We start from the raw sequence: 21598 nt of genomic DNA, 5'->3' as shown, positions 1-21598 counted from the left end.
CATTTTCGATTTTTCATAAAAAACCTGCCCCATCGCAATGTTCTGGCGGCTCGCCTTGGCTGTCAGACGTTGTTCACTTCAATGACTCTTTCCAATACCCCTCTCAAAGACTCTCTTTGTAGGACAAGCTCATGTTAAAACGCGTTATTCGTTCAATTCCCGTTGTGGGAGTTACATTGTTCTCGATGGCCGCTGGTTCCGCCCAGGCGCAATGGCTGCCTTTCAACAATTGTAATTCTTGTGCACCGCCGCCGGTGGTTCAGAACTGCTGTCCACAGCCTGTGGTCCAGTGTCCGATCCCGGTGACCCAGACCACCTACCGTCAGGTTCCGGTCACAGAGTATCGGCCTGTTCAGCAGACCGTAATGAAACCTGTGGTGGAAACCAAGTACGTGGATCAACAGGTCACCGCCTATCGCCAGGTTCTGGAACCTCGGACGGTCGACGTACCTTACACGTCTTATCAGAATGTCACTGAGTGCCAGCAGGTCCAAAAAGACATGGGTCGCTGGGTGACTCAGCGTCAGTGTATCCCCAAAGTCGCTCCCTGCGAGTACGACAACCGCCCCAACCTCATGGGCTGGATGAACCGTACCGGGTATTCCATGCGAATGGCATTCACACCCCAATATCGAACCACCCGTCACTACGTACCGAACGTCGTGACTCAAAATGTACCGGTTACCCGTCAGGTTGCCGTACAGCAGACTCGCAAAGTGACTTATAACGTCGCTCGAATGGTGCCTTACACAACGACCCGGAAAGTCGCTGTGAACTCTACTCGCTACGTGAAAACCACTGTAACTGCAATGAAACCAGTAACCGTAATGCGATCCATCCCAACCACTCGGACGGCTTATGTCTATCCATCCAGTGATGGATTTGGTGGCACTGCGACCGCACTGCTGCCCAGTGCCGATCCTTACATGTCTGCAGAAGCACCTCAGACAATTCACCAACGTTCTGCCGAGAACAAAAAGAAGTACGATGATTCGTTCAAAGCAAACGGAGACAAGTACGAGCGTGATCCTGCTTCCGATCCTCGCCGGTCGAGCCTGGACAACGATTCGTCCTTACGTCGCTCTTCTTACCAGGTACCACAGGAATCTACCGCCCCGGCATTCCCCCCCACACGCCGGGCTGGTTATGAACCTGATACTTCCGACAGACCACTGCCTTCGATCGTGCGTGCCAGCGGCTGGACCCGCCGGGTCGCTCGTCCGGTGCAGACAGCTCCTGTAGCACCAGGCAGCGACATCTCTGTCGCACAGCGGACACCCTAACTCAAAGTTGGAAAGACATGAGCACTTTGAAGTGCATGGGCTCACTCGTCGAACTTCGTTCGACGAGTGTTTTTTTATGCGCCCCAAAGAAGTTCGCTTACTGCTGTTTCCCGACTTTAGCCCACGTATCACGCAGAGTGACGGTACGATTGAAGACCGGTTTTCCGGGCGCTGAATCTTTTGTATCGACACAGAAATAACCCAGCCGTTCAAACTGGAAACGACTGCCCGGTTCTGCTTCTTTCAGCCCTGGTTCGAGCTTGCAACCTGACAGAACCTGTAAAGAGCGGGGATTCAGGTTCGACTTGTAGTCGACTCCTTCGGGCAGATCTTCCGGATCGGGCTGATCGAACAGGTGGTCATACAGTCTGACTTCTGCATCCAGGGCATGCGCTTCTGAGACCCAGTGAATCGTCGCTTTGACTTTCCGGCCGTCAGGAGCATCACCGCCTCTGGTTGCCGGATCGTAGGTACAACGAAGTTCAACCACTTCACCATCGTCATCTTTGATGACATCAGTGCAGGTCACAAAGTAGGCGTATCGCAGGCGAACCTCTTTACCCGGTGACAGGCGGAAGAACTTCTTCGGCGGGTCTTCCATGAAGTCGTCACGCTCGATGTAAATCACCTTCGAGAACGGTACTTTGCGGGTTCCCGCTGATTCATCATTCGGATTGTTGATCGCATCCAGTTCTTCGGACGTATCATCCGGATAATTGTCGATCACAACGCGCAAAGGTTTCAAAACTCCCATCACACGGGGGGCGACCTGATTCAGGTGATCCCGCATGCAGTTTTCCAGAACAACCTTATCGGTCATCGAGTTGTACTTGGTTACCCCGATTGTTTTACAGAACTCACGCAACGCTTCTGGGGTGACGCCGCGACGCCGCATCCCGCAAATGGTGGGCATCCGGGGGTCATCCCATCCGGAAACGTATTTGCCCTGTACCAGTTCGAGCAGTTTGCGTTTGCTCATCACGGTATAGGTCATGTTGAGGCGGGCGAACTCGATCTGCTGTGGATGAAAGACTTCCAGTTCATCCAGGATCCAGTCATAGAGCGGACGGTGATCTTCGAACTCGAGCGTGCAGATTGAATGTGTGATTTTTTCGATTGAATCCGAGATACAGTGCGTATAGTCATACATCGGATAAATACACCATTTATCCCCGGTCCGATGATGGTGCACATGACGAACCCGGTAAATCACGGGGTCCCGCATGTGGAAGTTAGGCGAAGCGAGATCAATTTTCGCACGGAGCACATACTCGCCTTCTTTGAACTCGCCATTCTTCATCCGTTCGAACAGATCCAGGTTTTCTTCAACGGAGCGGGAACGTCCAGGACTGGGTTTGCCGGGCTCGGTCGCGGTTCCGCGATATTCGCGCATCTTATCTGCGGGCAGATCACAGGCGTAGGCCTTCCCCTTCTTGATCAGGGTGACTGCAAAATCATAAAGCTGATCGAAGTAATCAGAGGCGTAAAATTCGCGATCGTCCCAGTCGAAGCCGAGCCAGCGCACGTCTTCCTTGATCGAGTCGACGTATTCCACATCCTCTTTCTCAGGGTTCGTATCATCAAACCGCAGGTTACATTTACCGCCCGGGTTTTCATTGGCGATACCGAAGTTAAGACAAATCGACTTGGCATGACCAATGTGCAGGTAGCCGTTCGGCTCGGGGGGGAATCGCGTATGGACGCGACCATCGTGCTTGCCCGATTTGTTATCTTCCTGAATGATCGTACGAATAAAATCCGTTGGCGTTTTTTCTTCGGGAGTTGACATCCCCTACTCCTTAAATGATTGCATCAATCACAGGACCAGCCTGTTACTATTTTCAGTTTTCGTCACTCTGAGCGAGCGCCATCGCCCGGTCGATGCGTCTGACACAACTCTCTTTTCCGAGAATCGACAGGCAGTCAAACATGCCGATCCCGGTTGCTTTTCCACTGACGGCGACCCGCAGGGCGTGAATAATCTGCCCCATGCCGATCCCTTCCGCTTCCACAAAATCGTGCAGCAGCTTATCCAGACCATCCGCATTGAAGTCTTCCGCTGCTGCGAGCTGGTTTTTGATTTTCCCCAGCAGTTCGACCGCCTGATCCGAATTCTGAATCCGTTTCTTGAACGCTTTGGAATCGTACTCCATTTGATCGTCGGCGACAAAGAACTCATCGAAATCCAGAATATCGCTGGCAATTTTGAGGCGGTCTTCCATACCGGCAATGACCTGACCAATTTTTTGTTTTGTTGTCTCGTCGTCCGCATCCTGTACCAGCCCGGCTTTCACCAGGTAGGGACTGCACATCGCAACCTTTTCATCCAGCGACAGCTGATTCATCCAGTGTGACTGAAAGCTGAGCAGCTTATCCGGATCGAGTCCCGCTGCCGCCTTGACCACCCGGTCCAATGTGAAGTTCTCTACAATCGTATCGAGAGACATGATTTCTGTTTTATCATCCAAAGACCAGCCGAGTCGGGCCAGCGCGTTCAGGATTGCTTCCGGCAGGTAGCCGATCTTTTCGTAATACTCGACCATGACGGGATCCAGCCCTTCCGCATTAGCCAGACCGATGCGGGGAAAGACCGAGTCTGCTTTGTCGAACATCTTTTTGAACTGGGGACTCTTACGATATTTGTCCAGTTTGCGTTTGCTGAGTTTCTCTTTTCCACCAGGCGCCGCTACGAACGGAATGTGTGCGAACTGAGGCAGTTCATAACCCAGCGCCTGATAAATCAGCACCTGCACCGGCGTGTTGGAGAGATGCTCCTCGGCGCGAATCACATGTGTGATCTGCATCTGGGCATCATCGACCACCGTTGCCAGGTTATACAGGGGCGTACCATTGGCTCGCAGTATGACCGGGTCGGGCATCAGACCGGCGTCGAATTCGACATGTCCGCGAACTGCATCATCAATCTGGATTTTCTGATCCCGGGGAACCAGCAGACGTACAACGGCAGGACGCCCTTCAGCGGCGAACTGTTCCTTCTGGCTGGCTGTCAGTTCCAGTGATCTGCGGATATTCAGATAGTTGCGTTTTTCACTCTGTGCGGCTTCCCGATCGGCCTGAATCTGCTCAGGAGTGTCGTAACAATAGTAAGCCTTTCCGTCAGCCAGTAACTGATCGACGGCAGCCCGATACAGATCATTTCGCTCGGACTGGAAGTAAGGACCAAAGTCACCACCGACTTCCGGACCTTCATCCCAGTTGAGGCCCAGCCACTTGAACGCCTGCAGAATCGGATCCAGCGCGGCTGCGATGTTGCGCTCCTGGTCGGTATCGTCAATTCGTAGAATAAACTGACCGCCGTTATGCCGGGCCCAGAGCCAGTTGAACAGGGCCGTACGCATCCCACCAATGTGCATATAACCGGTGGGACTGGGTGCAAAACGGGTTCGTACGGTACTCATAAACGGGCTCTTATTTCTCTATCAAACTGACGGGGTGACCGACGGGAATTCCAGCGTTCCCGCTGCTGGACAAGGACACAGCCGGAAGATGGCAGGTAACAGTCCTGACTGGGTCCGGCTGATCATAAAACACCCACATGCATTCGACAAGTATATTCGAAGAGTCAACTTAGCGCAATTTCACGTTTTCTGGTGATTCCGGGTTCCTTGAACGGTCTTGACGGTACTTCCCCGGCGACCTAGCATTTCTGCATGAAACGCTTTCTGCTCTTCCTTTTATTGCTGCTGCTGATCCTGGGTGGGACCGCCGGGGGCCTGTATTGGTCTTCTGCCCAGGTACCGGAGTTCTACCAGGCGGCTCTTCAGCAACAGGTGGCCCCGGAAATCCGGCAGCAGGAAGCCAAGGATTTTGTCCAGCACTCGATGCAAATCGTGAATGACGTCCGCAACCAGGAACCACTCTGGTCGCAGGAGTTCAGCGAACAGGAAGTCAACGCCTGGCTGGCTGAAGAACTGCATCAGAAATACAACGAATGGGTGCCGGAAGGCATCACCGATCCACGGGTCCACTTCGAACAGGACCAGGTCATCGTTGGCTTCCATCTGACCTTAAAAAAATGGTCTGGAATTATCAGCCTCAAATTCAAACCCTGGCTAATGAAAGAAAATCGTCTGGTACTCGAACTGGAGCAGGCCCGGGCGGGTCTGCTGCCAATCCCCATTGATGAAGCGATTACCAAACTGATTCAGGAAGCCCGTGCCGAAGGCTGGCAGATTGAATGGAGCCAGATGAATGAGCATGACGTTTTGATCGTACATCTGGACCGACAGGATTCCGATCTCCCCGACCTGACGGTTCTCAAGGTCGAACCGGGGTTGTTTCAAATCGCCGGTAAAGCAAACGACGTACAGAAGCAATGAGCGTGTGAGCCGTTACTGCATCGCGATCAAAAAAAAGCGGTATAGTTCAGACTCCACCTGTTTTCTGAATCCTGTTTTTTCAGAGTGAGCCGTCCTGCCAGTTCCTCACCGGTGAGCAGAGCCACCAGTTGATCTTCGCTCCGTTCCAGCAGAGTGAAAGTTCCCCGGTCCCAGCGGCTGACCTCCCCGCGGTCTCCACTGACGGGTCCCTCGTATTCCAGATAAACCAGTCGATGATCGGGCAACGCCTCTGCTGTCAAATCGAGTGAGGTTTCATCCGAAGCCGGGTCAATCTCCGGCGGCTGGGGGAGACGCCAGGTTTTGAGCACATCCCCTTCTTCCAGCATCAGATCCCAGTGCAATTCGGGATGATCGTGTCTCAGAATCACGTACTGCTGCATTATTTATCTCTTCCGGTCAGAGACTCTTTGATTAGCTGATCCCACGATGCAAAATAGCGGGGGATGGAAAACTTCTCGCTTGCCTGAAGACTCATAAGAGCAAGCTCTTTTAGCGATTTTTCATCCGCCATGAGCGATCTCATCAGATCTTCGAGCGCGTGAATGGAAGTCAATTCACGTTGATTTTTCGTAGGTAGAAGTAACGCTTTTAGTTCACGCATGGAAAGATCAGCCAGACTTCCCTGACAGTCAAATCCGATGCAGGGTAACCCGCGCGACATTGCCTGCAAGAGTGCATTGGGAAAACCTTCGTAACGGGAGGGGAGCACGAACAGATCCCCCTGATCGAGGGCCAGTTCGGGATCGGCCACCCAGCCGGGCAGTTCGATCTGCTCCTGCAGACCCCGCTGATCAATCGTGGCTTGCAGCGTCTCACGCAGGGGACCTTCTCCCAGAATGCGTAATTTCCAATCCGGAAAATCATCTGCCAGATTGGAAAAGGCATCAATCAACATATCAAAGCCTTTTTCATGAGAGAGCCGGCCCATGCCCAGTACCACATGTGAGGCTGGCCGCGCTTTGACAATCTCTTCCGTCACCACGGGAATTCCTGACGAGCGTGGCGCAGGCACTGCGTTTGGAATGACTTCAATACGGGTTGAAGGGAGCCAGGAGCGACAAAAGTCGGCCACCCCCTGAGTCTGTACCACGACGGCTGCTGCACGAGGATATGTTTTCTTACGCAGGTATGACCAGACGCGGCCCATCAGATGATAGCGTGGGTCCGAGCGTTCGGAGACAATCACGGGATAAGCTGCTTTCCCGGCTGCCAACAGCGTCAGCACGTTCATCCGGTCCGTCAGGCTGATGACCACATCGGGCCTGGATCGGGCAATTTCAGCGCGAAGTTTTTGAACCCGTTGACGATTATTCACTAATGCCTGCAGGAGATTTCCCGAATCACGCATCAGTCCCAGCGCAATGCGATGCACTTCCGGTGCGAGCTGAAAGGTATCGGTCTCTGCGGAATCGAGGGTCAACAGAGTGACCTGATCTCCCTCTGCAGCCCAATGATTGGCCATCATCGCAGCCACCCCCTCTGCACCGCCCAGACTGAGCGAAGGAATCGTGATGGTGATCCGTCGAGACAATGCAGAATTCGCCTTTCATCTAAGGTGCTGGCAGAAAGAAAGATACGTAAGAAAATGACAATGGAAATCAGCGTGCACTGCAGACTATCGCATCTCTTCAGTTGCGGCAAGCGGCACTTATGCTCCCAGTCCAGTCTACACAGAATTGATCTACACCTGATAGCCGATATCTGCTAAATTCCGGCTCCTCTCTGCCTCCGAGGCTCTGCTTCGCAACGGCACTCTCCTTTCTCCCTTCGATTTCCCGTCATACGCAATACCACGGATGGTACTATGGCTTCCAAATCCAAAAAGAAAACTTCGTTCGTCAAATCCTGGAAATTACGTGGCCTGGCGTTACTGCTGATCGGTCTGCTCGGCGGTGGTGCATTTCACTTCGACGTCGTCAAGCCCGCCCAGCTGACAAAGTGGGTCAAACAGATTATCTCGACCACAGCTTCCAGCTCCACACCGGCTGACTGGAACTCGACTGAGATTGATCTGCCCCGTTCGAACGACACCATCCGGATTGCCAGTTTCAATATTCAGGTCTTTGGCGTCAGTAAGATGTCAAAACCCCAGGTCCCCCAGATCCTGGCCCGGATCATTCAGCAATTCGATGTCGTGGCGGTTCAGGAAATCCGCTCCAAGGATCTCTCCTTTCTGGATGAATTCCTGGCGATTCTGAATTCAGGAGAGCGGCGTTACGCTTATATCATTGGCGCGCCGCAGGGAAGAACCATCAGCAAAGAACAGTACGCCTACTTCTACGATACCGCCCGGGTCATGGTGAATCACAAATGGACGTACACCGTGATCGATAAATATGACAAACTGCATCGCCCTCCCTATGTGGCCCACTTCCAGACCTTGAGTCCTTCGAGTGAAAATCCTTTTACTTTTACACTGATCAACATTCACACCGATCCGGATGAAACCGACCAGGAACTGAATGTTCTCGACGATGTGTACCGGGTCGTGGCCAACGACGGCAGCCAGGAGGACGATGTGATCCTGCTGGGGGACCTGAATGTGGATGACCAGAACCTGGGTGAACTGGGACGGGTCGGAGACCTGATGTGGACCGTCTCGAAAACCCCCACCAACACCCGGCAGTCAAAGCAGTATGACAATATCCTGTTCAGCCAGCACCGCTCGCAGGAATTCACCGGCATTTCGGGTGTGTATGATTTCAAAACCCGCTTCAAACTCACCGAGGAAGAAGCACTGCTGGTTTCTGATCATCTTCCAGTCTGGGCCGAGTTCCAGGTCACCGAAAAAGGGGGAATCCGTCAGGCTGGTGTTCAGGGTATGCAGCCTCGTTAAACGGATGCAGCATGCTCCGTTGGTGCCTGCAGAGTTAACAGGCTGATCTCGGGGCGGCAGAACCAGCGCAAAGGGTGTATGCCCGAAACGCCGCGACTGACGTGCAGGAGCGTTGAACCACGAAAAAAGGTTCCACTGGTATAGCGGGTTCCATGCAGACTGGGCGCAAAGATCGGTCCGAGGGGCGGAATGCGAACCTGTCCCCCATGTGTGTGCCCCGAGAGCACCAGATCGTATTCCTGGCGGGCCGCCCAGTGATAATTGTCAGGCGTGTGACTGACTAACAGTGTAAAGTCGGACTCAACGTCGATGCCTGCTCCATCAGCGGACCGCTTTAAAGCAGGCAATCCCCCCATCCAGGGGGCTTCGGTTCCTGTCATATAAAGCGAATGCCCCGCGTGCTGCAAACACACCGGTTCGAGAGTCAAATCAACCCAGCCCAGTTCCGTCAATGACTGTCGAATCTGCTGACTGTCCTGATTCCAGTCATGATTTCCAAGAATGAAGAAACAACCCAGAGGTGCCTGCAGGGACCCCAGCGTCTCCTGCAGCCAGTCGAGACAGATCATTTCATCCAGTAGATCGCCGGAAAAAATAATCAGATCGGGTTGGGCTTCCTGGCCGATATGGCAGAGCTCGATAAAGTATTCGCGTTTCAATGTGCCTGAATAATGCAAATCACTGAGATGCAGGATCTTCAAACCATCCCACGATTGAGGCAGACGAGGCAGCTGAAATGTTTTCCGCGTGAACTCCACACTGAAGATTTCATTGAATGGTAGTCCCGCCAGGTAATGATAAGGCCCCTCACCGATCAGATCATCCTGCAACCGCTCGCGCATCTGAATCAGTTCCGATGACTGGGCTGTCTGTTGTCGGGGTGGCCGATAGAACTGGTGGCGAACCGCAGAATACATCAGGCCTGCGAACCCCAGAGCACAGGGAATCAATATAGGCTTCCACAAGCCAGGCAACTGACTCCATTCTTCTCCGCCCAAGACACCGGGATCTGAAAGTCCCACTGTAAAAAACAGGACAATCGGGAACAGGACGATGAGCACTTCCAGCACGTGCCGCAAGCGTTTGAGATGAACCTCGTGTATCTTCATCGCATGCGTGCGATTGATGACCGAAGTCCAGAGCTCAGCATGTCCGATCGACAGCATCAGCAAGATCAATCCATTAGTGATTACGTCCATGTTGCGTTCACTGTTCGCTCAATGCGGGCCCCAAAATAAATACGAATGCGCATGCGAATCATAGAGAATCGATACCGGAATGCAAATGCTTACGGAACAGCAATCCAGTAGCATTAGAGCCAGTCATAAATAGAGAGCCCGCAAACACTACAAATACAGTATATAACGCACTGTTACTGCTTCGCATGGTCGGCACTCCCTGAACTGTTACGTGAATTATCCCGTTGATCGACCTTACAGGCTGCCCAGATCGACCGCGCGGTATCCTGCGTATGTTGTTCCAGATAGAATTCCTCAGTCGTTTTAATGCTCTGGTGTCGCATTAGCTCTTTCAGCTCGAACACCTGCATTTTGCGGGACCATCGGACACCGAACGCCCTACGGAAATCATGAGCAGACGCGTAGCGGGGTTTTCGCTCCCCGGTTACCTTGTCGATGTTCCCTTTATCACCGACGATCACACCCGCTTTCTCTCCCATCTTGGCAACCAGTCTCGAGATTGATTCCCTGATCAGTTCCGTATCGTGGCATCGGTTCGGGAGTGGCTTAAACACTGGCCCGGTTCTCTGGTCCTCTGGTACTGCCTGCAGGAACTCTGCAAAGTCTGGGGTGATCGGCAAGAGTCGGTCTTTGTTCCCTTTCTCAGCTTCGGCCCTGATTCGCATTATGGGGAACTCTCCGTCCAGATCGACGAATAGACCATCCTCGCGTTCCCAGTGCAGTTGTAGGGACTCTGTGAGCCTCAGACCGGAATACCACAAGCCCCAGAGATAGAACTCCCACGACTGGACAACCTGCCTGTGTCGCTCCATGCTGGCTGGTGTCTGCCCGAGTGGTTTCATCACCGCCGGGATTGCCTTAATGATACGCTCGAACTCTTCAAGTGTGATCGGTCGACCACGCATTACCTTTTTACCTCTGGCCCGCTTGAGTTTCGGGAACTCGGGAACCTGTGCTATCAGCTTCTGCGTCTTTGCCCAGTTGAGCATAGACCGCAGGTGTCCGAGACTGTACTTAATCGTGATCTCTTCAAGCCCCTGCTCCCTGAGCTTCTTAACCAGCTTGCTGATCTTCGTTTCGTTCAGTTCCCTGAGCTTCTTAGGGTTCAGGTGTCTTTCCACATAGTTCATCACGGTATTGATTTTGTTCTGCGTCCGGGCAGCCAATGATACCGCCTGCTCTGTCTCGTACCGATCACGGAACTCTACCCAGCTGATCGGGGAGAGCTTGCAGAATGTCCCCTCGTTTAACTCGCGCTCTGTTGACCGCTGTAGGCGTTCGGCATCTCGTTTGATCCTGGTCTTAGTGCTCTGCCAGATATCCCGGCCAGATTCAGGATCAGTCCACCGCATGTAATAGTTGCTGCTAGTCTTCCGCTTGCATAGATACACATTGATCATTGTTTCAGCTCCTTTTCTGTTACTTCTGAAAAAACTATCGCTCAATAACCCTTCAAGTGGGCTGCCTCTCGCATCTCGTCCAAGACTTTGTATTCTGCTGTATGACCGCCGCCAGACATTGCAAATTCATAACTTTGATTTATGTTGTTTTTGCTGTCTGAGACTGCCGCCTTCTTTTCAACTTCAAACTCTGTGCCCGGATACTGTGCGAAAATCGCAGAGATTGCCCAGTGTGAACGGTCTTTTCCGATTGGATCCTTGAAAGCAATTAACGTCTTGGATGGGAGCCAGTGTATTGCGACATAACACAAATCAGGGTCTTCATGTCCCTCAATCATGATTGTGAAATAGTCTTCGTATTTGGCTGTTATGGTTTCGCCTTCGTTCGGGAAGTCCTCATCTTTGATCATTGCCTTGTGTCCTGTTAAATAATAAGTAAAACATCAATTCTCATTCTGTTGATTTATCGCAATCACCGCTGCCCTGTGGCTCTCAGCTCTCCCTTTTCGTACATCAGGCCCCACTGACCACCGTCAAACGCCCTCCTGATTGCCTCTTCAAGAGACAGCTCAAACCACCGCGAACAGTCCTGCCGGTAGTCCTCTGGCAACATCTTCGCCATTTCGTCTGGCAGTTCCCGCAACTCTTCAAGCAGTGTCTGAACCTGATCTGTTACCCGGTTGCCCCTTAGACGGTCTTTAAAATCATGTCTCTCTGTGAATGTTCGCTTTCTCCACTCCGCAACCTTGGACGGGATGAACGAACCATCCCGCTCTACTGGGAACCCTGGTTTCTTTTTCCAGTCCTGAATAGTTCGGCGGCTTACCTCCAGCTGTACCGCCAAGTCTGTAACCGTCTCTACTCGCTCTTTCGTAACTACCATTTCCATTCCTTTCAATTTGTGTGCATCACTCACCGCCCCACTCATTCTGCTGAGATTACAGCACCTGTTCCGGCCATAGTGGTGATGATGATGCAGCCCTGAAAAACATTTCACGCCCAAGATTTCCATAGTGGGAAACTGACGCGCTATACCCCATCCCAGAGGGACCCACTTTATTAACCGCCGCCCGTGTCGTATGCGAGTCCTTCACCACCCCATAACATGACCTGTTTTTATTGTGTTGGTGCTTCATAATAGGACCGACGGACACTCTTAAAAAAATATTATGTGCGGGTTTTGGTCGCAGTGTTCCCAGTAGCGCGCGTTGAATCCGTCAGGAGGACCCAAGCCCGCAGGCCCCACCCCGGCCCGGCTTCCATGCCAGACAGAGACGGGATACAGGCGGATCAATTCAACCATTCATTCGAGCAGGTACAGTTCTGCTCATGCTGTCTGGTGTCCAACTGACCGGCTTCTAGCAAGTCCTGCGCGTGTCGCTTGAGATAGCTCTCTGCTTTCTGCTGAGCTTTGACCGGATCAGAGGTGTTAATCACATGGATGAACACCTCATCCCCACAATCAGGATTCACGTTAAATGTCCGCTGTGATGGTAGGATTTCGAATACTTCCGGTAGATCATCAGCAGGCACCGTCTGAGGCTGCTCCTGTGGCTCTGGCTGCAGTTGCTTTGCCTCCGGTCGATCAATCGGAATCGCAACATAGGCACGCTTACGGCCCTTTGTATTGCCTTTGTCGAGATGCCGATTCAGTTCCTTGAGAAACTCTTTCCGTTTCTTCCTTCCGGGTATCACTGTCATCGGTTCTGCTCCGGTGTCTGTCCTTCACCATCGAAGAAACCACGCTTTGCCGCGTCGATCATTCCGGCCTCAGCTATCCGCTCTGCCAGTGAATCCCCGCCATGGATTGAGACCACCCGCATTCCGCAGGAACCCGCCGCCTGTGCTATTGCCTTTTCAAACTCTTCCAAACACGCGCCATCACTGACCGTCTCTGCTTCCACTCTCAGCTCTGCTTTCATCTCACAATCCTTTTCAGTGCGTTCGTAAACTTACCTGTGACGCCGTTACTGCTCGTAGGTCTGCAGCTGGTGGAGTCGATCCAGAGGACCCACAAGCCCCGCTGACGTCCCCCACTCGCCGCAGATGGAATAACGCTCGTTATATTACTCCTGTCTCCTGTGGGGCACCTGATGCAGTCTGAAGCCCAGATAGGACGCTCCGGCCAGAGTCGAATAGTTCAACCACCGCAAGCGGGACACCAGCAGCCTCAAGAGGCAGACTGAGCCAGCACCCCGCGCCGGAATCAGTCAGTCTTCGCATCATCTGAAACGCATCCTCTGCAGACCGGAAACCAAACGCCTTCACCACGTCCCCTACTGAGCTAGTGCCGCCCTGGTCCCGGATCCAGTCAATTAACCGGGCCTGCATACTGGCGTCTGGGTCTTCCTGTTCGTCAAGGGGCTGGAGAGACAGAACCCGCAATCCGCAGGCACCCGCAATCCGCTTGAGTTTCCCCTCTGCCCCTTCAGTCGTAATCCAATCGTTGACGCCCTCTAATTCAATTTTGAATGTCTTGCTCACCATCTGTAGAACTCTCCTATCTGCTTGCCTTGGGAAAATGAGGCGCCCGGCCATGACAGAAGCAGGGCACCGGAAACGCTCGTTGTTAGTCCAGATATTCCATGAAATCCCCCAGATCATCCGGCGCTGTGGCTTCGGCCTGTTCCGGCTCTTGGAATGGTTCAAAGCCTGAAAACTCACCCTCTCCTGTAACACTACCGCTTAAAACAAGCGGTTTTTGCTGTTGTGTTACACTGTTACACTGTTTCATGTTTTTCAAACTGATCCCCCGGGATGGTCTGCCTTTCTTTTTTGTGGGGATGTCTACCCACTCTGCAGCCCCGGTTTTAACCAGCTCGCCAAGTGCCTTTTCCGTCTCATCCGCAGTCTTGAACCTCACACCCTGCTGAGTCTCACGGACTGAGACAGTACCGCCTTTGTCCTTCACAAACTCAAACAGGCGTCTGTACTGCTTCTGCTCTGGGGTTTCTTCTGGCTCATCCTCGGAATCAAAAATTCGATACACCCGCAGAGTTTCCTTTTTAAAGAACTCAGTCAGGCGGATTGCGTTCTGCATCGTCTGCAGGCTCACCCGCTGCCCATCGTCGCCACTGGTGGCATTCTCGACACACTGGAATATTAGCGCGATTCTCAGCACGATCTGATTGAATTTAGACCATGCGGACCGCACCAGATCGCCCTTAAAGAACCACTCATCCCGATTCTGATTAAAGAACCGTTCATAGGCTCTCATGGCATCATCAGACAGATAGACCCTCTGGGGGACGTACCCGCCGTTGTCCAGGGTCTTGTATGGTGCCAGATCGCAGAGGGTTTGATACAGCTGGTCAATTTCTCTCTCTGTCTTTTCGGACACACCTTTGGTAGAGGGAAGCGGTAACGGCTTCTCTGGGGGATATACGAACACGAAACGCCCCATCATTCCGTTTTGCCGGTAAGTATGCGGAATCGACACCTTCAGGATTGCTGGCTGAATACCGCCGGCCAGACTGATTAACGGTCTGGGGATGTAGATTGGCTTCCTGTCCCCCTTCCTGTGGTTCTGCAGTGGTGTTCCGTCAAAGGCTTTCAGATACATCGCAGCATCCGAGCCCTTTGCTTTCGTGTATTTATCATGATCTGCAAACAGCCCTGACAGCTCGTCCTTTTGCTGCAGAAACCCGTTCGGATTATCTTTCAGCAACAGTACCGTTGCCTCTGATGTCGAATCGTCGATTGTGTACGCCTTCACCGCTGGTGGTTCTGGCTTCTCCGGTTCATCAGGGGGGATTGTGTCTGCCTTCCGCGCTTTCTGCTTCCAGTCCTTCAATTCTGACTCATAAGTGAGCCTGTCTTTGTCGTGCTGGTCGAACGCCTCCCGGTTCTTTTCCTCAATAAAAGCCTGTAGCTTGAACATGGGAGATAGGGCAGCATTGAATCCCGGGGATTTACCTGTCCCACTGGGAGCCACTACAGCGCCCCAGAGGTTAGAGGGAATCTGATATTTCGAGTTAAAGAACAGGCACCGCTTACCACCCAGAAGTGAGCCAGTCGCCACCAGCAAAGGCAGCATCACAAAGCATGGATCACAGCCGATACAGTCCGCAGCTTCCTTTCCATACTTGGCCAGAACAGAGGGGAAGCAGTCAACGGGTATCGACTCGTATTGCTCCGGCTCTTTGTGCTCTATGCCTGGTCCGTCGTCCGTCTCATCCCGTGCTGGTTCATCTTCAACCGGCTGAAATGGCTCTTGCTGTTCTGCCTTTTTCAAGATCCCTCTGACGGTATCCTGCAGGGAGTAGCCAGACTGCAGATTCTCATTCATAACGTCTCTTAAATCCTTTCCGCCCCTCTCGGCAATCTCACCGTCTGGGATGATTACCTTGACTTCCAGTGCATACGGGGAAACCTCCCGGGCCAGCCCATTAGCACCACTCACGCCGCTCTCGTCGGCATCCCCGATGATGATTACCCGTTTCCCGTTAAACGGATCGAGTGGGCAATTCTTGGCAGCAGATCCCGCGCCATGGGTATTGGTCACAACTGCATAGCCGTCTGGAACGTGGGGAGCGAGTACCAGCCAATCAGGAACCCCCTCAACCTTGATAATGGTTTCCGCTGCGTCCAGATCGCCAGATATCACCCAGCCATCCTGAGAGCCCTTTAAAAGATGCGTCTTGCGCTCTCCTGGTCCGTTCTCGATCTCTGGGAAGTTTTCCCCGTTCGACCGATAGAGAATAATTCCCGCAGGCTCTGAGCCATCACGATAGGCAGGGAACGCAATGCACTCGATCTGCTTGCCCTGTGGTGCTCTCTTCGGCCAGAGGCAGAGCAACGCGCCCGACTTGGCAACCGCTGCCCCCGTTATCGGGGGTTTGGTTTCAGCCCATGCATCGAACCTGCCCTGATCGGCTTCCAGTCGTTCAATCTGATCTGATACAGGCACCGCTGGTTTCTTTGGTGCTGGCTTCTCCCGCTTCACTGGCTGGGAGTTGGAAACATTCAGGTATTCACCGGCCAGATTCACAGCATCTGGAAACGGTATCCCGTTCCACCATTGAGCAATAGAGATTGCATCCCCGTTGCCTTGGCTGAAACACTGGTTACAGATTGCGAATCCTTTAACCGGATCGAACCGAAAACGATCTGAACCCCCACACTTGGGGCAGGGATGGTGCCTCCCGTCCAGACAGTCAGCAGGTATCCCAAGGCTGACCAGAAAGGGAACCTCATTCCCCCTGAGTTGCCCTGAAACGATCTCCTTATCGTGGTGTTTCGTTATCATTTAGCACCCCCGACCAGCTCTGAGGCATTAGCAAGGATCAGCTCACGCCATATTCGTGATCGAGTGGGAATGCACTGCTCTTGCTCGATCTCTGGAACGTACGGGATTACACCGTGTTCCAGGGAAACGACCGTCTGAAACTGGGGATAGGAGTAAAACTGACTACCGGCCATAGTGGAATTGATGGTGAAGAGAATGCCGGGAATGGTGAGACTGACGGACACCTCCGCAGGATCTGTGCTCGTCAGATGGATGGAGTGGAAATTGAATTTACTTTTTCGTAATGGGGTTGTGTTCGCTGAAATATTCAACATAATTGAGTTACCTTGATTGCTTCCTATTTGCTTGCCTTAATGGGAACACTTGCAACCCCCTGAGCCCGTCCAGCTTTGGGGGTTGTTCTGTTACTTGGTTGCAGTGTCCAACGATTCGAGATAGTCAATAAAGTCCTGTCCTTTCACGAATTTCCGATTTCCTGCCTGATGCATTTTCAGCCCAGCCTTTCGGGCAGTTCTCAGCGCCCAATCCTTCAGACCAGTGGCCTTTTTAAACGACTCCAATGTGTAGAGCTTGTCAGGCTCGACCTCACCGACAACTACAGAGCCTGATTGCTGCATGACTCACCTCCTTTTTCACTGGTAAAACTGACATTGACTCCCGACTCTCTAAGCTCGCACTCATACATTACAGCCTTGGAGAACAGCCCCCGCAGTCTGGCATGCACTAGACCGGCGAAAGAATTGATCAGGCTGGCTGCAATGTCCTCCTCTGTTTGTTTAATCTGCTTCGTGTTCATTTCGAATGCTCCATAAAAAAAACGACGCATACCTCTACAGGTACACGCCGTTTTGCATTTGCATTGCATTGTTTCTGCTCTGAAAAGCCGTTTCAGACTGTTATTCAGGGCTGAAAGTTTTTTTGATTTTGCATTTACGATTGCATTTCAATGATTTTAGTCCTCGTTGTGGTCGTAATATTCCCCGTCTACATAAGGGGAACCATTTCTATCATTGCTCACATGTCCTTTTGTCGGTCCGTCCCCCGCGTTTGCCTTTCTGGCGTTTTTCCATACTTGATTCCTGCCAAGGGTAGACGGGGTGACCCCCACCGCTTTGGCAATTTTAACATTAGTCCAGTCGGGATTGTCCGCCAGTATGAGCAATGCCTCACCAAGCCATTTTTGTTGCTGATCTTTTGGGGGGCGCCCACTCTTTTTAGCTGGTTTTTGATTCTTGGTTTTTCCCTGTGGCTGCCTCTGTTTTTCGTCCCCTGTAGTGACCGTGTCCGGCTGTGGCTGGTCTGGTGTCTGGTCTGACTTGCTGCGAGTGATACGCCCAAACTCACGGGAACGCTGTCGCAACTCTCTCCCCTGTTCATGGAACCGCTGTCTTGGATCCTTATAAACTCCTCTCTGCTGTACCACCGCGTCACTACTCAGCCAGTTTTTGTATCCATACTTCTGACGGTCGAACAGCTTCCTAATCTGATTCAGTGCCTCATCGTTCAGACCACAAGTTGATAATTCGCCAACCTGAAACAAAACAGAGCCGTACCATTCCTGGTCCCAGTCTTCCGGTTCACCCTCTTCCAGAAAAGCACGTCGAGTCTCTTCGTAATCTTTAACGGCATAGTCAAGGGTTGTTCGCACCTGCATGATTGATACAAGCAGGCTGTAAAGCGCTTCTGCAGCAGTAAGAAACTCCCGGCCATTCAGGCTAATTAGACAGGTCTCTGCTAATATCTCAGTGCCACACGCTGTTTTGATGTCTTCCAGTGTCTGTGAGAATCCAGCGTTATCGTAATTCTCTTTCAGGCGCTGCACTCTTACGAATGAATCAGAACCATTTGAAAATTGGTCAAGCGTTTCCCTGAGTGAGACACACTTAACAATATCACGGGTATCGGCTAGTGTCCGCCTCACCTTGAGACTGAGGACACCAAGCAGGTCTAGTGCATCATTGAACCACGATTCCAAGTGGACAAACCCGCCTTTGCGATTCGGTCGATTGTAGAAATTGCTCATCTTGTCATCATCCCTAAAGCCCGGGCTGGCCATCTCTGGAATGACGGATGATCTTTCACACCAGAGACAGCCACGGGAGAGCTACTCCACACCCGGAAGCACTGTTACGTAACTTGCCACACTATCAAGCCTCCGCAGGCTGACCGCAGTCCATTATAGCACAATTCAAGCGGTTTGTATCTGGTCAGTTTTCGCTGATCAAGTGCCGCTCTCATGGTGCCCATAGGGGTTGAACGGAACAGCAATCCAGTGTTCCGGTGTGTTATGCGTGGTATAATTCACTGGCAACCGTTAATCTGCTGACTGGAATCTGAACAAGCTTTAATACTGGATGAATGGAAACGTGCCCCGATGGGATACCGCGGACTGCGTGAATGCGTCAATGACCTCGAACGGACGGGGCAACTGATTCGAATCGAGCAGGAAATCGATGCCAACCTGGAAGCAGCGGAAATCCAGCGCCGCGTTTACCAGGCAGGTGGACCTGCGGTTTACTTTGCAAATGTGCGCGGCTGCCGTTTCCCGATGGTCAGCAATCTGTTTGGTACCATTGATCGCACCCGCTATATTTTTCGCGATGCACTCCGCGCCGTGAATCATCTGGTCGAACTCAAGGTCGACCCCACCCAGTTCTGGAAACATCCATGGCGATATCGTGACGTTCCCTTTTCCTTGCTGCATATGCTGCCTCGCAGTTGTTCGCGAGGCCCGATCATGCAGAACCGGATTCAACTTGAAGACCTGCCGCAACTCAAAAGCTGGCCTGATGACGGTGGCCCGTTTGTCACTCTGCCCCAGGTTTATACAGAATCCCCGCGTCGCGGTGGACTGATGAATTCCAACCTCGGCATGTACCGTATTCAACTGGCCGGAAATGACTATCAACCGAACCGTCAGATCGGCCTGCATTACCAGATTCATCGCAGCATCGGCGTGCATCATGCGGAGGCGATCGAGAAAGGTGAGCCCCTCAAAGTGAATGTATTTGTCGGCGGTGCTCCTGCAATGACACTCTCTGCTGTCATGCCTTTACCCGAAGGACTCTCCGAGCTTACCTTTGCCGGCGCCCTGAGTAAACGGGCGATTCGCATGGTCCGTAATCCGGGGGGACTACCAATTTATGCGGACGCTGATTTCTGTATTTCCGGCTGGGTCGATCCCGAACAGTTGCTGCCCGAAGGTCCATTTGGAGACCACCTGGGTTACTATAGTCTCAAGCATCCTTTTCCGGTGATGAATGTAGAAGCAGTCTATCATCGTAAAGACGCGATCTGGCCTTTCACTGTGGTGGGTCGTCCTCCCCAGGAAGATACTGCTTTTGGCGCGATCATTCATGAAATCACCGGGCCAGCAATACCCTCGGTGATTCCGGGTGTGCATCAGGTACACGCTGTAGATGCGGCCGGCGTGCATCCCCTGTTACTCGCGGTGGGCAGCGAACGCTATACCCCCTACGATCAACAGCGCAAACCCCAGGAAATTCTGACGAACGCCAATGCGATTCTGGGACAGGGGCAATTGAGCCTGGCGAAATACCTGATGATCGTCGCCCGCGAAGACAATCCGGAACTGGATGCGGAAGAGATTGACGACTTCCTCTCGCATCTGCTGGAGCGGATTGACTGGCGGAGGGATCTGCATTTCCAGACCTGCACCACCATCGACACGCTCGATTATTCCGGCACCGGCTTTAACATGGGCTCCAAGGTCGTCATGGCTGCGGCAGGACCTGTGTCGCGTGAACTGGCTACCGAAATTCCCGGAGACTTCTCCCTGCCGGACGGGTTTACCGCACCACGTCTGTGTCATCCCGGAATTCTGGCGGTTCATGCCCCCCGTTTTGTAGAAGGGAACCAGGACCTGAGACAGTTCTGTGCAGCTCTGGATGCCTCCCATCCGTTGAACCGCTTCCCGCTGGTTGTGCTTGTCGATGACAGCGATTTCACTGCAGCCAGTCTGAATAATTTCCTGTGGACCGTCTTCACCCGCTCCAATCCTGCATCTGATATTGATGGGATTGACGCCTTCACCGAGCAGAAGCACTGGGGATGTCGAGGTGCGCTCGTCATTGATGCCCGTATTAAACCGCATCATGCCCCTCCCCTGATCGAAGATCCCGAGATCACCCGGCGCGTCGATCAGTTGGGAGCGCCCGACGGTCCGCTGCACGGAATCATCTAAACGTTTTCGGAAATATTGCAGTGGAACACGGAAACGGTTTCGACAGGAACACAGGCGAACGTTTACAATTTCTGATCAGTCCTTTGATTCACCAGTTTCCTGCACCGGAGTGAACCATTTCCATGATGTACCCGAACCATATTCTGCGCACCAGCCTGGCAGCTCTTGTTTCCGTCATCCTGTTCTCGATTCCCGTCCAGGGACAACAACAGAAAAAGAAACGAAAACCCTTCCAATGGGTGAATGAACTGAAACAGGAAATCCCCGGGGTCAAGCATGCCACGTTTCGCAGCCCGTCGATGAATGTGGACGTTGGCTACTGCATCTACCTGCCTCCGCAGTACCGGAACGCCGAAAATAAAATGAAACGTTTTCCCGTAGTCTACTATCTGCATGGTGGTCGTCCTGGTAGTGAAATCAAAAGCGTGAAACTGGCTCAGTATATCGATAAGCAAATCTCTGCAGGCAAGGTCGATCCCATGATCTATGTCTTCGTTAACGGGGGACCGGTGAGTCATTACAACCTGCCAGACCGTAAGCACGCCATGGGGGCAGACGTCTTCGTCAAAGAACTGATTCCGCATATCGATGCCACCTATCGCACCATTGCCGATCGCAAAGGCCGTGCGATTGAAGGATTTTCCCAGGGAGGCCGGGGAACGACACGTATCATGTTCAAACATCCGGAACTCTTCTGTTCCGCAGCACCGGGCGGTGCTGGCCAGGCGACGGAAAAACGGATCTCAGAGAACAATGGGCGCGAAAGTGAGAACCTGATCTTTGTCCCTGGGGATAACACTTATGATCTGGCCCGTAAATATGCAAAGGATCCTCAGCCCCCACTGCGAATTTTGATTCACGTTGGTACAAAGGGCTTCAATTACGAGAATAATCTCGCCTACATGGAATTTCTAAAATCGCTCAAGATCCCGTTCGAGACATTGATCGTACCTGACGTTCCTCACAGTGCGCAGCAGATCTATCAGAAGGAAGGTCTGAAACTGATGCAGTTCCATGCGGAGAATTTTCGTCAGGCAGCACAGCAGAAGTCCTGAACCGGAACTGAC

At 52.5% G+C, this 21598-nt stretch carries 20 protein-coding genes and 1 pseudogene; 6 read left to right on the top strand and 15 right to left on the bottom strand.

The features are described 5' to 3' along the window. Positions 1 to 131: 131 nt before the first annotated feature. Positions 132 to 1283, top strand: coding sequence for a hypothetical protein (locus tag HG66A1_RS04775; RefSeq protein ID WP_145181097.1), 1152 nt, complete (start codon positions 132 to 134; stop codon positions 1281 to 1283). Between the two features lie 97 nt (positions 1284 to 1380). On the opposite strand, the gene HG66A1_RS04770 is transcribed toward HG66A1_RS04775, so the two are convergent. Both HG66A1_RS04770 and gltX read right to left on the bottom strand, forming a co-directional pair. Further along, a complete protein-coding gene (locus HG66A1_RS04770; RefSeq protein WP_145181096.1) occupies positions 1381 to 3072 on the bottom strand; it encodes a glutamine--tRNA ligase/YqeY domain fusion protein in 1692 nt (563 codons plus the stop codon). Positions 3073 to 3124: 52 nt separating this feature from the next. Continuing rightward, positions 3125 to 4702, bottom strand: a complete 1578-nt coding sequence (gene gltX / locus HG66A1_RS04765; protein ID WP_145181095.1) for a glutamate--tRNA ligase — start codon at positions 4700 to 4702, stop codon at positions 3125 to 3127. 252 nt (positions 4703 to 4954) lie between these two features. Here gltX and HG66A1_RS04760 point away from each other — a divergent pair, with 252 nt between their 5' ends. Further along, positions 4955 to 5623: a hypothetical protein gene (locus HG66A1_RS04760; protein WP_145181094.1), complete on the top strand. Its 669-nt coding sequence runs from the start codon at positions 4955 to 4957 to the stop codon at positions 5621 to 5623. A gap of 26 nt (positions 5624 to 5649) precedes the next feature. Here HG66A1_RS04760 and HG66A1_RS04755 read toward each other — a convergent pair whose 3' ends face one another. Further along, positions 5650 to 6024, bottom strand: coding sequence for a DNA polymerase ligase N-terminal domain-containing protein (locus tag HG66A1_RS04755; RefSeq protein WP_145181093.1), 375 nt, complete (start codon positions 6022 to 6024; stop codon positions 5650 to 5652). After that, entirely contained in the window at positions 6024 to 7175 is a 1152-nt protein-coding gene (locus tag HG66A1_RS04750) for a glycosyltransferase family 4 protein (RefSeq protein WP_145181092.1), read from the bottom strand. The genes HG66A1_RS04755 and HG66A1_RS04750 overlap by 1 nt, the downstream gene beginning before the upstream one ends. A 273-nt stretch (positions 7176 to 7448) precedes the next feature. Between HG66A1_RS04750 and HG66A1_RS04745 the strand changes: the two genes are divergently transcribed. Further along, complete coding sequence (locus tag HG66A1_RS04745; protein WP_145181091.1) at positions 7449 to 8480, top strand: endonuclease/exonuclease/phosphatase family protein; 1032 nt, start codon at positions 7449 to 7451, stop codon at positions 8478 to 8480. On the opposite strand, the gene HG66A1_RS04740 is transcribed toward HG66A1_RS04745, so the two are convergent. From HG66A1_RS04740 to HG66A1_RS32770, 9 genes and pseudogenes are all read right to left on the bottom strand, one after another. Next, positions 8477 to 9679 (bottom strand): metallophosphoesterase, encoded by a 1203-nt coding sequence (locus HG66A1_RS04740; protein WP_145181090.1) that lies wholly within the window; start codon positions 9677 to 9679, stop codon positions 8477 to 8479. The two genes, HG66A1_RS04745 and HG66A1_RS04740, sit on opposite strands and share 4 nt — an antisense overlap. A 173-nt stretch (positions 9680 to 9852) precedes the next feature. Continuing rightward, positions 9853 to 11031 carry a tyrosine-type recombinase/integrase gene (locus HG66A1_RS04735; protein ID WP_197996982.1) on the bottom strand — a complete coding sequence of 393 codons (1179 nt, stop codon included), beginning with the start codon at positions 11029 to 11031 and terminating at the stop codon, positions 9853 to 9855. 89 nt (positions 11032 to 11120) lie between these two features. Next, positions 11121 to 11489, bottom strand: a complete 369-nt coding sequence (locus HG66A1_RS04730; protein WP_145181088.1) for a hypothetical protein — start codon at positions 11487 to 11489, stop codon at positions 11121 to 11123. A 62-nt stretch (positions 11490 to 11551) separates the two neighbouring features. After that, entirely contained in the window at positions 11552 to 11962 is a 411-nt protein-coding gene (locus HG66A1_RS04725) for a hypothetical protein (protein ID WP_145181087.1), read from the bottom strand. Positions 11963 to 12369: 407 nt separating this feature from the next. Next, the gene (locus tag HG66A1_RS04720) at positions 12370 to 12780 is read right to left on the bottom strand and encodes a hypothetical protein (protein WP_145181086.1); all 411 of its coding nucleotides are present in this window, start codon (positions 12778 to 12780) and stop codon (positions 12370 to 12372) included. After that, on the bottom strand, positions 12777 to 13001 hold the full coding sequence (locus HG66A1_RS04715; RefSeq protein ID WP_145181085.1) for a hypothetical protein: 225 nt from the start codon (positions 12999 to 13001) through the stop codon (positions 12777 to 12779). Before HG66A1_RS04715 ends, HG66A1_RS04720 begins: the two co-directional genes overlap by 4 nt. A gap of 139 nt (positions 13002 to 13140) precedes the next feature. Beyond that, entirely contained in the window at positions 13141 to 13566 is a 426-nt protein-coding gene (locus tag HG66A1_RS04710; protein ID WP_145181084.1) for a hypothetical protein, read from the bottom strand. 82 nt (positions 13567 to 13648) lie between these two features. Further along, on the bottom strand, positions 13649 to 15988 hold the full coding sequence (locus tag HG66A1_RS04705; RefSeq protein ID WP_232106753.1) for a DUF3987 domain-containing protein: 2340 nt from the start codon (positions 15986 to 15988) through the stop codon (positions 13649 to 13651). A 144-nt stretch (positions 15989 to 16132) separates the two neighbouring features. Beyond that, positions 16133 to 16327: pseudogene (locus tag HG66A1_RS32770) on the bottom strand (primase-helicase zinc-binding domain-containing protein); the annotation flags it as partial. 80 nt (positions 16328 to 16407) lie between these two features. On the opposite strand from HG66A1_RS32770, the gene HG66A1_RS04700 reads away from it, so the two are divergent. Continuing rightward, positions 16408 to 16611 (top strand): hypothetical protein, encoded by a 204-nt coding sequence (locus HG66A1_RS04700; RefSeq protein WP_145181082.1) that lies wholly within the window; start codon positions 16408 to 16410, stop codon positions 16609 to 16611. Positions 16612 to 16731: 120 nt separating this feature from the next. Here HG66A1_RS04700 and HG66A1_RS04695 read toward each other — a convergent pair whose 3' ends face one another. Then, a complete protein-coding gene (locus HG66A1_RS04695) occupies positions 16732 to 16944 on the bottom strand; it encodes a hypothetical protein (RefSeq protein WP_145181081.1) in 213 nt (70 codons plus the stop codon). A gap of 335 nt (positions 16945 to 17279) precedes the next feature. Further along, complete coding sequence (locus HG66A1_RS04690; RefSeq protein ID WP_145181080.1) at positions 17280 to 18350, bottom strand: hypothetical protein; 1071 nt, start codon at positions 18348 to 18350, stop codon at positions 17280 to 17282. A gap of 351 nt (positions 18351 to 18701) precedes the next feature. On the opposite strand from HG66A1_RS04690, the gene HG66A1_RS04685 reads away from it, so the two are divergent. Together HG66A1_RS04685 and HG66A1_RS04680 are read left to right on the top strand one after the other, a co-directional pair. Next, positions 18702 to 20531, top strand: coding sequence for a UbiD family decarboxylase (locus tag HG66A1_RS04685; RefSeq protein WP_145181079.1), 1830 nt, complete (start codon positions 18702 to 18704; stop codon positions 20529 to 20531). A gap of 122 nt (positions 20532 to 20653) precedes the next feature. Then, positions 20654 to 21586 (top strand): alpha/beta hydrolase, encoded by a 933-nt coding sequence (locus HG66A1_RS04680; RefSeq protein ID WP_145181078.1) that lies wholly within the window; start codon positions 20654 to 20656, stop codon positions 21584 to 21586. The last annotated feature ends 12 nt before the right edge of the window (positions 21587 to 21598 follow it).

It is taken from the genome of Gimesia chilikensis, from assembly GCF_007744075.1.
Lineage (GTDB): Bacteria > Planctomycetota > Planctomycetia > Planctomycetales > Planctomycetaceae > Gimesia > Gimesia chilikensis_A.
The sequence above is the reverse complement of the archived record's forward strand: the minus strand, read 5'-3'. Positions and strand labels throughout refer to the sequence as shown.

Excerpts from the sequence above, each read along its gene's own strand:
- HG66A1_RS04680 (WP_145181078.1), top strand. The coding sequence starts at position 20,654 with ATGATGTACCCGAACCATATTCTGCGCACCAGCCTGGCAGCTCTTGTT.
- HG66A1_RS04715 (WP_145181085.1), bottom strand. The coding sequence starts at position 13,001 with ATGAAAGCAGAGCTGAGAGTGGAAGCAGAGACGGTCAGTGATGGCGCG.
- HG66A1_RS04690 (WP_145181080.1), bottom strand. The coding sequence starts at position 18,350 with ATGAGCAATTTCTACAATCGACCGAATCGCAAAGGCGGGTTTGTCCAC.
- HG66A1_RS04685 (WP_145181079.1), top strand. The coding sequence starts at position 18,702 with ATGGGATACCGCGGACTGCGTGAATGCGTCAATGACCTCGAACGGACG.
- HG66A1_RS04710 (WP_145181084.1), bottom strand. The coding sequence starts at position 13,566 with ATGGTGAGCAAGACATTCAAAATTGAATTAGAGGGCGTCAACGATTGG.
- HG66A1_RS04695 (WP_145181081.1), bottom strand. The coding sequence starts at position 16,944 with ATGCAGCAATCAGGCTCTGTAGTTGTCGGTGAGGTCGAGCCTGACAAG.
- HG66A1_RS04720 (WP_145181086.1), bottom strand. The coding sequence starts at position 12,780 with ATGACAGTGATACCCGGAAGGAAGAAACGGAAAGAGTTTCTCAAGGAA.
- gltX (WP_145181095.1), bottom strand. The coding sequence starts at position 4,702 with ATGAGTACCGTACGAACCCGTTTTGCACCCAGTCCCACCGGTTATATG.
- HG66A1_RS04760 (WP_145181094.1), top strand. The coding sequence starts at position 4,955 with ATGAAACGCTTTCTGCTCTTCCTTTTATTGCTGCTGCTGATCCTGGGT.
- HG66A1_RS04735 (WP_197996982.1), bottom strand. The coding sequence starts at position 11,031 with ATGCGGTGGACTGATCCTGAATCTGGCCGGGATATCTGGCAGAGCACT.
- HG66A1_RS04755 (WP_145181093.1), bottom strand. The coding sequence starts at position 6,024 with ATGCAGCAGTACGTGATTCTGAGACACGATCATCCCGAATTGCACTGG.
- HG66A1_RS04725 (WP_145181087.1), bottom strand. The coding sequence starts at position 11,962 with ATGGTAGTTACGAAAGAGCGAGTAGAGACGGTTACAGACTTGGCGGTA.
- HG66A1_RS04770 (WP_145181096.1), bottom strand. The coding sequence starts at position 3,072 with ATGTCAACTCCCGAAGAAAAAACGCCAACGGATTTTATTCGTACGATC.
- HG66A1_RS04730 (WP_145181088.1), bottom strand. The coding sequence starts at position 11,489 with ATGATCAAAGATGAGGACTTCCCGAACGAAGGCGAAACCATAACAGCC.
- HG66A1_RS04740 (WP_145181090.1), bottom strand. The coding sequence starts at position 9,679 with ATGGACGTAATCACTAATGGATTGATCTTGCTGATGCTGTCGATCGGA.
- HG66A1_RS04775 (WP_145181097.1), top strand. The coding sequence starts at position 132 with ATGTTAAAACGCGTTATTCGTTCAATTCCCGTTGTGGGAGTTACATTG.
- HG66A1_RS04745 (WP_145181091.1), top strand. The coding sequence starts at position 7,449 with ATGGCTTCCAAATCCAAAAAGAAAACTTCGTTCGTCAAATCCTGGAAA.